The organism is Moorena sp. SIO3B2 (genome assembly GCF_010692525.1).
Taxonomy (GTDB): Bacteria; Cyanobacteriota; Cyanobacteriia; order Cyanobacteriales; family Coleofasciculaceae; genus Moorena; species Moorena producens.
The window spans coordinates 1-12,147 of sequence record NZ_JAAHHE010000033.1; the positions used below are offsets into that span (position 1 = coordinate 1).

The 12,147-nt window shown below is 43.0% G+C and carries 11 protein-coding genes; 9 read left to right on the forward strand and 2 right to left on the reverse strand.

Features of this window, described 5'->3' with window-relative positions:
- Together F6K38_RS44140 and F6K38_RS10865 are read left to right on the forward strand one after the other, a co-directional pair.
- Positions 1-224: DUF4058 family protein (locus F6K38_RS44140; protein WP_502709574.1), on the forward strand; the 224-nt coding region annotated here is incomplete at its 5' end.
- 125 nt (positions 225-349) lie between these two features.
- A complete protein-coding gene (locus F6K38_RS10865; RefSeq protein WP_353737182.1) occupies positions 350-850 on the forward strand; it encodes a DUF4058 family protein in 501 nt (166 codons plus the stop codon).
- A 368-nt stretch (positions 851-1,218) separates the two neighbouring features.
- Here F6K38_RS10865 and F6K38_RS10870 read toward each other — a convergent pair whose 3' ends face one another.
- On the reverse strand, positions 1,219-2,823 hold the full coding sequence (locus tag F6K38_RS10870) for a cytosine deaminase (protein ID WP_287356595.1): 1,605 nt from the start codon (positions 2,821-2,823) through the stop codon (positions 1,219-1,221).
- Between the two features lie 212 nt (positions 2,824-3,035).
- Positions 3,036-4,439, reverse strand: coding sequence for a putative bifunctional diguanylate cyclase/phosphodiesterase (locus tag F6K38_RS10875; RefSeq protein ID WP_008181747.1), 1,404 nt, complete (start codon positions 4,437-4,439; stop codon positions 3,036-3,038).
- A 719-nt stretch (positions 4,440-5,158) separates the two neighbouring features.
- On the opposite strand from F6K38_RS10875, the gene F6K38_RS10880 reads away from it, so the two are divergent.
- From F6K38_RS10880 to F6K38_RS43270, 7 genes are all read left to right on the forward strand, one after another.
- Positions 5,159-6,496 (forward strand): AAA-like domain-containing protein, encoded by a 1,338-nt coding sequence (locus tag F6K38_RS10880; RefSeq protein ID WP_008181745.1) that lies wholly within the window; start codon positions 5,159-5,161, stop codon positions 6,494-6,496.
- A 22-nt stretch (positions 6,497-6,518) separates the two neighbouring features.
- Positions 6,519-7,787, forward strand: a complete 1,269-nt coding sequence (locus F6K38_RS10885) for an AAA-like domain-containing protein (protein ID WP_353736804.1) — start codon at positions 6,519-6,521, stop codon at positions 7,785-7,787.
- Between the two features lie 369 nt (positions 7,788-8,156).
- Positions 8,157-8,363 (forward strand): WD40 repeat domain-containing protein, encoded by a 207-nt coding sequence (locus F6K38_RS10890; protein ID WP_008181742.1) that lies wholly within the window; start codon positions 8,157-8,159, stop codon positions 8,361-8,363.
- 507 nt (positions 8,364-8,870) lie between these two features.
- Complete coding sequence (locus F6K38_RS10895; RefSeq protein WP_287356597.1) at positions 8,871-9,503, forward strand: hypothetical protein; 633 nt, start codon at positions 8,871-8,873, stop codon at positions 9,501-9,503.
- Positions 9,504-9,931: 428 nt separating this feature from the next.
- Positions 9,932-10,906: a DNA adenine methylase gene (locus F6K38_RS10900; RefSeq protein WP_502709576.1), complete on the forward strand. Its 975-nt coding sequence runs from the start codon at positions 9,932-9,934 to the stop codon at positions 10,904-10,906.
- Between the two features lie 152 nt (positions 10,907-11,058).
- Positions 11,059-11,817 (forward strand): DpnII family type II restriction endonuclease, encoded by a 759-nt coding sequence (locus tag F6K38_RS10905; RefSeq protein WP_008181737.1) that lies wholly within the window; start codon positions 11,059-11,061, stop codon positions 11,815-11,817.
- On the forward strand, positions 11,798-12,034 hold the full coding sequence (locus F6K38_RS43270; protein WP_353737183.1) for a DpnII family type II restriction endonuclease: 237 nt from the start codon (positions 11,798-11,800) through the stop codon (positions 12,032-12,034). The genes F6K38_RS10905 and F6K38_RS43270 overlap by 20 nt, the downstream gene beginning before the upstream one ends.
- The last annotated feature ends 113 nt before the right edge of the window (positions 12,035-12,147 follow it).

Below are 12,147 nucleotides of genomic sequence, written 5' to 3' on the forward strand. Positions count from 1 at the left end.
CTTTAATTCCTCAGGTACGTCCGAAGTATAAAGTAGCTATTGAAAAGCGAATTTATCAGGTTAATAAAAGTAACCAAGATGACGTCTTATTAGTGGGAATTCCTGATGTTACTGTTAAACGTCAACCCAATACTGAAGATTCTCCCACCTCTAAGAGGTTGTCTGAGAAGTCTCATTTGCTACATCCAAGCCCCCTAAATCCCCCAATTTTGGGGGACTTTTAGAAGCAAATTGACTCTTGTTCCCCCCAAAGTTGGGGGGCTAGGGGGGCAAAATTCAGTATCAAAAAACTTTTCAGATATCCTCTAAGGTTGCTGTTGCGTCACCAACCACAAAACCGGTAACAGTAATCGTTCCTATGCCTGAAGAAATCAAACAAGGGTATTTGGAAGTAAGAGATATGACTACCGGTGCTGTGGTAACCGCTATCGAAGTTTTATCTCCAGTAAATAAGCGCTCTGGTGAAGGAAGAGAAACTTACCTGAAAAAACGCCAACGGGTGTTAGGAAGTTTGACCAATTTAGTGGAGATCGATTTGCTCAGAGGCTGGAAACCAATGCCACTCTTAGATAATACTATTGAAAGCGATTATCGGGTTTTGGTTAGTCGAGAGGAGCATCGCCCACGAGCAGAGTTATATACTTGTAATCTCCCAGAGCAACTACCAACTTTTTCCCTACCGTTACGTCCAGAAGATTCTGAACCGATAGTGGATTTACAAGGTATAATCAGTAGTGTTTATGAGCGAGGGGGTTATGATTATCAACTCGATTATGACCAAGAGCCAGTACCAGCTTTATCAGAAACAAATCGGATATGGGCTAAGGAATTGTTGAAAACTGCTATATAGCAATTTTCATAGTTATCAGGTACAGATAATTTTTTCTAAATTCCTAATTCTAAATTCGCGCATTCTACTTGGTGGTGCGTTACGGGGCGGGCTATTCTAATACTGGCGACGAAGTGGAAAATTAGGGCAAGCCCGCCCCTAACACACCCTACACATCTGTTGCTAAATTCCCAATTCGCGCATTCTACTTGGTGGTGCGTTACGGGGCGGGCTATTCTAATACTGGCGACGAAGTGGAAAATTAGGGCAAGCCCGCCCCTAACACACCCTACACATCTGTTGCCCCGACTCCCGATTCCCGATTCCCGATTCCCGACTCCCGATTCCCGATTCCCGACTCCCGATTCCCGATTCCCCAATTCTAAATTCTAAATTCTAAATTCTAAATTCAATAAATCATCCAACTCAGCATAATCCGGCAACCTAGTATCAATTGGCTGACCCTGACGCAAGATAATTCGGTCATGCTGGGGACGGGACAAAAGTTCACTGAAATGGCGTCCCTTAAACAAAATCAAATCTGCCGGGAGTCCCACTCCAATCCTACCCATGTCAGGTAAACCCATTAAATCAGCGGCTGTCTTGGTTACTGCACAAGGCCAATCACCGATGGGCATATCTAAATGGGCAATCCTTACGGCTTGGGTAAAGACTTCTAATACATCATGATCCCCAAATCCATAAAAGGGGTCTCGACAATTATCACTAGCCAAGGTTACCGGAATACCCTGTTGTTTAATTTCATGGAGCCTGGTGACTCCCCGCCAGGAAGGTGTAGAGTTAGCCTGTCGATCCTGTAGATAAAGATTGCACATCGGTAAGCTAACAATGGCAATTCCTGCTGCTTTGACCAACTTGAGAGTTTCCGCAACCTCCTCTAAGGGTTGCATGGCCAAACTGCAACAGTGACCACAAATAATTTTTCCGGTAAACTGATGACGAATCGCAGCTTGGGCAATCTTTCGTAAACAATGGGAATCGGGATTACCATTTTCATCAGCATGGAAATCTAGGTTGAGGTTTCTGTCCTTAGCTAGGGAGAAAACAGTATCGAGTTGAGCATCCAGGTCTTGGTTGCTATAAGCTACCCCTCCAAGTATGCCTCCGATTTCAGCAATTTGATCGGCTAAGGTAATGCCACCGGCAGTTTGATAGTAATCTAGAGTAACTATAGACACTGCTTGTAGGGTAATTCTGTCTTGCCATTCTTTCTGGAGGGTTTGGAAAACGCCTAGGCTAATCGCACTTTGTTCTCCAACCGAGTCAATGTGGGTGCGGATAGCTTTGGTGCCATGAGCATAGCTACATTTGAGTCCAAATTCCATGCGCCGATATAAATCTGACCGTTGCCAATAGGTTTGGGCATCAGCATCTCCGGTCAGACAGGCACTATTAAAAGTACCATCAGGGTTGGGAGACCGTTCCCAAATATGACCTTTATCCAGATGGGTGTGTATATCTAGAAAACACGGCCATACTTGTCCTTGCCGGAGATTTATACTGGGGATGTCACTAGGTATGTTACTGGTATCTGTGCTAGCTTCAACACTGTTTGCGATACTGTTTTCGGTACTGTTTGCGATCGCGTAGCGTGACCGTTCGCGTAGCGTGGCCTTTTGGCCAAGGTCAATCCCATAACGGCTCTTTTCGAGCATCGTGTTTTGCTGCCCCTTGGGAACAATCGCCTTTGGCACTATTCCAGCAATGGCTCCCTGATTAATTTCAATATCAACTAAGCACAAACCCTGCTCGTTCCGATGGTAAACCTTGCTGTTTTCCAGTAGGCAAAATGGTACATGGGCATTTGTGAGCCAGTATCGTTCGGCGTTGGGAATCATTAGGGAGTCGGGAGTCGGGAGTCGGGAGTCGGGAGTCGGGAGTCGGGAGTCGGGAGTCGGGAGTCGGGAGTCGGGAGTCGGGAGTCGGGAGTCGGGAGTCGGGAGTGGCCTATGGGAAAATTGAATGTACCTCATAAGTATCATAAACAGTATCATAAACGCGCAGTCGATCATCAAACCCAATCCTGATTTCTGATCACACCAAGAAATCCTCTGCTGTTCTAATCTTCCTTGATCCGAAGTTCCCGATTCCCGATTCCCGATTCCCGATTCCCAATTCTAAATTCTAAATTCTAAATTCTAAATTCTAAATTCTAAATTCTAACTTCTAACTTCTAACTTCTAACTTACCGATTCCCCATCTCCCCATCTCCCCATCTCCCCACACTTAGAGTCTCTAACCAGGCTTCAGTAGCTTCGGGATTTAAAGGCTTAGAAAACCAATACCCCTGTCCATATTGACAACGCCAATCACAAAGCTGTGCCAATTGCTTTTCAGTTTCCACTCCCTCTGCTACTACATCTATGCCGAGGTCGTTTGCCAACTTTACCATCCACCGCAAAATTTCCCCATGTTTGTGATCATCACTCATACCTTTTACAAAAGAGCGGTCAATTTTTAATATATCTATCGGTAAATTTGGCAAGTAACTTAAGACAGAATAACCAGTCCCAAAATCATCAATGCACAACTGAATCTGTCGCTGTTTGAGTTTCTCCAACAGAACCACTGCAGTGGTTTCCAGCAGTAAACTTTCTGTGATCTCTAGTTTCAAACTCTGGGCATCGAGACCAGAATCCCACAAAATTGTGTCGATTTTACCGATTAGATCCGGTTGGGATAATTGTAAGCTGGAGATGTTAACGCTGATCGTTAAATCCTGATATTGGGGAAACTGTTGTTGCCACTGCCACATTTGTTGGCAAGCCTGGCGTAGTACCCACCAACCCAGTGGCACAATCAGCTTTGTTTCTTCTGCCACTGGAATGAACTCTGCTGGCAACAGCAGTCCCCGTTCGGGATGCTCCCACCGCACCAGTGCCTCAAAGCCAGCCAGCTTATGGGTTTCAAGAGACACAATTGGCTGGTAATAAAGCCGCAATTCTTCGCGCTTAATACCCAAGCGTAAACTATCTTCTAACTCCAACCGCTCTATACTCCGGGTGCGCATGGCAGGGGTAAACAGCTTATAGCCAGTGTTACTCTCCATTTTGGCTCGATAAAGAGCTAGACTGGCGTTGTCAAGAAAAGCAGAGGCTTGGTAATCATCCCTGTCATTGCTAGCAATTCCAATATTGGCACTCAAAAAAATCTCATGGTCATCAATCGAAAAAGGCGTCCGCAGGCTAGTGCCAATCTGTTCTGCTACCAAGGTAGCTTCACTGACATCGTTAATGTCTTTGAGTAAGATAGCTAATTCATCTTCGGACCACCGCGCCACGGTATAGTTAACGGTATAGTTAACGGTAGAATTCAGGGCATCAGTCAAGCGAGAATCAAAAGCCTTTAGCAATTTTGCTCCCACCTGCCGTCCCATACTAAACTGAATGACTTTAAAACGTTCCAAAGCCACCAATAAGACGGCGAATCGATAACCCTTATACCACTTTGACCTCTGGATTACTTGCCTCAACCGTCTCCTAAAACTATCTGCGTTGAGCCAGGGAATCAGGAGGTCATTAAAGGTAGAATCCTGAAACCTTTGTACAGGTTGCTGATCTTGCTGATCATTGTTACTTCTAGCGAACACCTACTTTCTCTATCACCCTGAATTAGCTCAATTGAGTTACTCATTGATAATTGAGCCAAAAAGGAAACCCAAAAGGAAACCCAAAAGGCAAAAGCTGTGGTATAGTTAACCTTTTACCCTATTCTTTAAGCTCAATTTTGTTAATGGTTGTTAACGATGAACATCCTTACTGATGGTTTGACTAAGCAAATCAATAACGCTGTTTGGGGTCATCCTAAGTTGCGGTTATACCGTTTAAATCAGAGGTGGGACTGTTGAATGTTGAGTGAATGTGGACGATAAACAAGCAACGGCCAACTGTCGAAAACCCAACTTCAAGAGAACGCTAGCCACCGTGGAGCACTACCGTGGATCAGTGATGGAACATCTTAGTTAACCATTAGTTAACTAGATTAGTTAACTAGGGAAAACAAAATAGAGCATGGACTAGGGGTAAATCCCATGCCCTATTCTTGGATGCCCACAATTACGAGGTAGTTTTAACTGTTACCCTTTAACCCGTATAGGTAGTTTTTAGATGGCTTAATTGCTTAAGCCTGGTTGACTAGGGAAGCTGATCCCCCTTGAAGTAGGTAGCCAGCGATCGGCTATTGATCGCTGGCTTGGTGTTAACCCTAAAGGACGATTTGCGATCCCTGACTTTAAGGTAAATCGGCAATGTGGCTTTGTCTGTGAGAAAAAGTAATAAATAATTCTAATTGATTACATAATAAAAAGTAATGAGTGTTGAAGAAGCATTGGCGATGGTGGATACGGTCATCAAACCCGAACGCTTAAACGCAGTTCAAGAACTGGTGCTCCGCCAATGTTGGTCAGGACAAACTTATCAAGAGATTGCTGAGGGGTCTGGTTACGACGCCGATTACATTCGGGTGGTTGGCTCCCGCTTATGGCATATCCTGTCAGAGGTGTTTGGAGAGAAGATCACAAAAAATAACATTCGTTCTGTGATCAGGGACCGATTACGAGAGGTCGAGCTTCAGGAGTTGCCAGAGGTCGAGCTGGAATTACCTACAGAGTTCGAATTACCTAGAGGTGTGGTCCCTCTCAATTCTTCTTTTTATATCGAGCGTCCCCCCAATGACTCTCTATGTTACGAAACAGTGTTGCAGCCAGGGGCATTAATCCGAATTAAAGCCCCTAGACAGATGGGTAAAACCTCCCTGATGGTGAGGATTCTTGATCACGCTAGAGCATCTGGCTTCCGCACAGTCGCTCTGAGCTTGCAGCAAGCTGATGCCAATGTCTTTACGGATTTAGAACGATTTTTACAATGGTTCTGTGCCACAGTCACTCGTAGCCTAGAATTACCAAATCGACTAAATGATTATTGGGATGATATCTTTGGCAGCAGTGGTAATACCACAGATTACTTCGAGAATTATCTATTAAAAGAAATAGATACACCGATGGTATTGGCATTAGATGAGGTCAACCTGTTGTTTAATTACCCTGCTATTGCCACGGATTTCCTCGGTTTGCTGCGAGCTTGGTATGAAAAAGCCAAATACGGTGTAACTGGTAGCACAATTTGGCAAAAACTGCGCTTAATTATTATACATTCTACTGACGTTTATATTGCCTTACATATCCACCAATCGCCGTTTAATGTGGGATTATCCATTGAATTGCCAGAGTTTACCAAGGCCCAAGTGCAAGAATTAGCCCGTCGCCACGGAATCGATTGGGGTACTGATGATTCGAGGGTCGATCACGTATCTTTAATTATGGCTAAAGTAGGAGGAAATCCTTGTCTTTTAAGGGTAGCGTTATATCATCTTAGGCGCGGTGACGTTACCTTTGAAGAGTTATTGAATTCAGCAGCAAGGGAATCGGGGATTTATCATGATGACCTTCGACGACAATGGTGGAATCTACAACAATATCCACAACTGGTCGCAGCCTATGGAAAAGTAGTGATGTCATCCCAGCCAGTGGAATTAGAGCAAAAGCTAGCCTTTAAGTTGCAAAGTTTAGGATTAGTACAGCTCCACAAACAGGGGGCTGTACCTAGTTGTGATTTGTATCGTCAGTACTTTAGTACTCACCTGGGCTAAAACCCATGGATGCCTGGAAGTTATGAAAAAGCACAACTATCAAGTTGGCGGGAGTTTACCCCCTGATACCCCCTGCTATGTGCGTCGTAAAGCAGATCAGGATTTGTATCAGGCTCTGGTAGCCGGTGAGTTTTGCTATGTCCTTACCTCCAGGCAAATGGGTAAGTCTTCTTTGAGGGTGCAAACTACTCACCGATTACAAGGAATAGGCATCCACTGTGGAATCGTTGATTTGACGGAAATTGGTACCCAAGATTTGACAGCAGACCAGTGGTATGCTAGTATATTACGCTGTCTGGTGAGCAGCTTCAACCTCCAGGTCAATTTACGCGCTTGGTGGCGCTCACGCTCTGATCTATCCCCAGTCAAGCGTCTGAGTGATTTTATTGAGGAGGTGCTACTGGCAGAGGTTGAGGGAAATTTGGTGATCTTTATTGATGAAATCGATAGCATTCTGGGTTTATCGTTTCCGATTGAAGATTTTTTTGCCCTGATCCGAGCCTGCTACAACAAGCGCACAGAAAACCAAGCCTACCAACGCCTCAGTTTTGTCTTGTTAGGGGTAGCCACTCCCTCGGATTTGATCGTAGATAAGCAACGCACTCCGTTTAATATCGGACGGGGGATTGAGTTATGTGGATTTACTCTGGAAGAAGCCAAACCCCTAGGGCTAGGATTTAACGGAATGGTTAGCAATCCCAAAGCCTTACTTAGGGAAATCTTGGGGTTTACGGGAGGACAGCCTTTACTGACTCAAAAGCTATGTCAGCTGATTCTAGAGGATATAGAGAATGGTACTGTCAATGGCAAATCCCTTGAGTCTCTTGTGGATAGGCGGATTATCGACAACTGGGAAGTCCAAGATGAACCAGAGCATCTCAGGACCATACGCGATCGCATTCTCAGTAATGAGCAACGGGCTGGGCGGTTATTAGGACTTTATCAGCAAATTCTGCAACAGGGAGCAGTAGCAGCAGATGACAGTTGGGAACAAATGGAATTGCTACTGTCGGGATTAGTGGTCAAGACTGAGGGCAAGGTTAAGGTCCGCAACCCCATTTATGCTGCTGTTTTCAACTGTGATTGGGTCAGCAAGCAACTATCAAATCTTCGTCCCTATGCTACAAGTCTAAGAGCTTGGTTCAATGGTGATTGTCAGGATGAATCGAGACTATTGCCTGGTCAAGCCTTACTCGATGCCCTAGCTTGGGCAGATGCCCGTAGCCATCAAGGCTTGGAACAAACTGCAACAGTTAGCTGGGGCAAAGGCAAATACCCAGACTCAAGTTGAGAAAGTTGAGAAAATGCTCTGGCGAATCATTAGACCTTCTAGCAGCGATGCAGAGGTCCTTTTTGCTGCATTGCTTGCCTGTTCCTTGAGGAGTAGGATTTACCCCGTCTCTTACTGGCTGGGATTTCACCGAAAAGCGCAAAAAATCAACGTAACCAACCTTGTTCTTACTTACTATTCTAGTTTAACACGATAGCCGGGATAAATCCCGGTACGCTGGCCTTTGGCCACGCTACGCGAACGCCGCCCACTGAATAAATTAAGTGGCTAACTCTCGCTTGATGTTTTTGTGTTTATTATAGCACAAATTTTCAATGATACGCAACATTTTCAGTCCCCAATTCCCCTCCCGCGCTTGTCTTACTGGCAGTGCCAGACGCTGCGCGAACGACTATAACGGGAGTCCCCTTGGGGAAGAATGATGGTACCTTGCTCACTACCCTCACCGCACATCAGGATGAGGTAGAGGGCATCGCCTTCAGCCAAGATGGGGAAATTCTAGCTTCTGCCAGTGCTGATAGTATAGCAGTCGCCAGGGCAGTTAGGACATCGACATTAGTCTCACACCCTTTGTAAGCGATGCAGAGGTGCGACCCGTGGCGAATTTAATTCGCCAAGGTCAAGCGCACCATTACGGTCTTGGGGGTTTCCCCCATGAGCGACTGCATCAAGAAGCGCAAGAGTTTGACTTCTGACAAATGACTTCTGACAAATGACTTCTGCTATAACGTGATTTTGTGGAATGTGGATCAAGTCCTGGATCTTGATCAAGTCCTAACCTATAGTTGTGATTGGCTCCAGGATTATTTGAGCACAAATGCTGAGCTAGAAAAACGCGATCGCACTCTTTGTGATCGGATTAAGCACTTGAAAAGGGAGTAGGGAGCGGGGAGTAGTCGTCAAGAGATCCAAAGAGTGTTTGATATTATGATAAATCAGCAAAATTGTTCATGATATAATTATCAATTATATAGATAATTAAAATTAGATAATTTCAGGATAATTACCCTTAATAAAAATCTCCCCATCTCCCTATATCCCTATCTTACCATCCCCCCACACTCCCGACTCCCTATCTTAATAATGAACAAAATTCCCATCCTCCAACCTGGTAAATCTTATACCTTTAGAAGTTATTTTGATATGGTCGTTGAGCCAGAAGACATTTTGGCGGAATTTGGCTATACCTTGAAGCGAAGCTCTTTGACTTTAGAAAAGTCTACGACAAAACTAGACCGACTCCCTAGTCTCAAATCTAGAATTGAAGAAAGCTTACCCTATGTTAGTTTAACCAGTGAAACAGCTCGACGGGAATTACTAATCGCTCCGATCTTGCTTGATTTAGTCCACTATACTCAAGCACAGCTAAGAATCGAATATCCCCTAACTGTTACAGAATACTTGAAAGGTTATCTAGACTATTATCTTTATACAGATAGTAAACTGCTGGTAATAGAAGCCAAAAATGCTAATATCCAAAGAGGCTTTACCCAACTTGCTGTAGAACTGATTGCTCTCGATCTATGGAGTGACGCTGACCAATTGATTTTACAGGGTGCTGTTTCTACAGGGGATATCTGGCAATTTGGGCTTTTGCACCGAGAGCATAAACAAGTTACTCAAGACCTGAATCTTTACCGTGTTCCAGCTGATTTAGAAGAATTGTTCCGAATTTTGGTAGCTGTTCTTGGTGATAGCGGTGCGGGCAGGGAGTAGGGAAGAGGGAGTAGGGAGCGGTGCGACCCGTGGCGAATTTAATTCGCCTACGGAAAGCGCACCGAGGGAGTAGGGAGTAGGGGGAGAAAGATTTTTTATGGATATTGTAAGTATGGAAAATTATCCAGATTTGATATAAATTAAGAGATTTTTAAATATCAACAATAAATGATTTTAAATACTTACTTTTTTTGAAAAAATATTTACTATATACAAGTTATATGGTATGGTTCCTCAAATAATAATATTTGAGGGATATATAGCCTTGATTAATATATCATAAATCCAATGCTTATTTAGCATTAAATCAAAAAAAACCGGCATAGTTTGACTCCTGTTATCTGTTCCCTGTTTACTTGTTATATTAATCCTAGGTTTACATCTCAAATAAAAATGCTATACAATATTGATTGTCTGCAATTTTAATGATTATCAACGTGGCTATTTTAACAGAATCTGAACCATTTACCCTAATACAGCACCCAATAAAAAAAGAAAGAGAATTAGCATCTCCTGTGCTAAAATGGGCAGGTGGCAAAACGCAGCTTCTGCCACAACTTCGAGAGAGATACTCACCAAAGCTACGCAAGGGAAGTCTGACGACTTATATCGAGCCCTTCGTGGGAGGAGGTGCAGTTTTTTTCGATATTGTCAACAGTTTCGATATCCAGAAAGCTTATCTATTCGATACCAATCCTGAGCTGATTATCCTTTATAAGGTTATCCAACAGGATGTTGAATCACTGATCAAAGAACTGTTAAAGCTTAGTAATACATACCTACCCCAAGATGATCAACGTCGGAAAGAATTATACTACGAATATCGTAACAAATATAACAGGTTTGATAAACATATAGATGCTAACGGTTACGATTCCGATTGGAGCAAGCGAGCTGCCATAACGGTTTTTCTGAATAAAACTTGCTTTAACGGTCTGTATCGGGTCAATAGCAAAGGAGAATTTAATGTGCCAGTGGGACGATACAAAAATCCTAAAATTCTGAATGCCAATAATCTGCGAGCTGTCTCCAAGCTATTCGAAATTGCTCAAATAGAACAAAGGGACTTTAGTCAAGTTCTGAAATATGCTGATCATAGCACCTTTATTTACTATGATCCTCCCTATCGTCCTATCAGCAAAACCTCCAATTTCAATTCCTATCATTCCCTAGACTTTGATGATAGTGAGCAGCGTCGTTTACGGGATGTGTTTGTGAAAACTGATCAGGCAGGAGCCCATCAAATGCTCAGCAATTCTGATCCAACTAACTATGTTGATGATTTGTTTTTCGATGACTTATATCAAGGGTTTAAGATCGAGCGAGTATCGGCATCCCGTAGAATAAACTCAAAAGGAAATAGCAGAGGAGAAATTAGGGAACTTCTGGTTACTAACTATTGAATTAACATTCAAAGCAATCTGAAAAAGGAGCATTGCAATCATGTAACTATAGGAGTAACTATAAGAAGGTAGAGGGGGGAGAGGGGGAATAATTTTACCATTGGTTATTTTATTCAAAAAGGACAAATGACATAGGACACAGGACAAATCCGATGAAATTTCATTCTGTATTTAGGGAAAATCTTGGCTGTAATGACTCTGACAGCGTATTCGAGTATGTGATGGCAACCCTGAAACCCTCTATTTTGAAATGGGATTATTTCGTAAATTGGAATAAGGTTGGGAAAAATGTTAGAGATATTGAGATTAGTCTCAATCTTTTGAACTATCTTGTGGGCAAGGATAATCTTGAAGAAGAAGCAAGAGTGTTATTCAGAGAACATCCAAAGCTAATCTCTATCATTCCAGCCTTGCTAGCTTGTCGTGATCAGAAGTTTCAGATTTTAACCGACTATCAATCAGTAAAATTTAACTATGATAATTTCAGTTTTAAAAAGAAAGAAAATTTAACAGAAGAAGATATTGATAAAGCTATTGTTTTCCTAAAGGAGTTAGGTTTCCTAGAGCAAATCACCTCAAGACGTATCAAGTCCCTAACAGATTACTTTATCGGTGTCGAGGTCGGTCTAGATACAAATGCTCGCAAAAACCGGGGCGGTAAAGCCATGGAAGACATCGTCGAGTACTTTGTCAATTCTATCTGTACTCGTCATGGATTTCAGTACATCCCGCAGGCTAAGTCAGATGGCATCAGATCAGAATTTGGTAAACACCTTACCATCAAAAAAGCGTCTAAAACGATTGATTTTGCAATTAATACTCCTAAGAAACTGGTTGTCTTGATGCAGTCGCTCATGGGGGAAACCCCCAAGACCGCGCTGCATCGCTTTAATCGAAACAAACTTTTATAGAGGTGGTGGCTCTAAACTAAAAGCGACAGCTGGTGAGTATAGCGAGATATTTTTACAGTGGAAACAAGATGGTCACGAATTTATCTGGATTACCGATGGTTTTGGTTGGCTAACAGCTAAAAGACCTCTTCGCGATACCTTTGATAAAATTGATTACATTCTCAACCTGGATATGGTTGAAAAAGGTGTCCTAGAGGCTTTGATATTAGACCACTGATTCTCTTTGGATTTTAATGGATGATATAGCGTTTGTATATAGTTATAAACACACTTCTTTGATTTCCATAAGGTAGTATGTTCACAACTCAAATCGAAATGCTATAAGTCTTA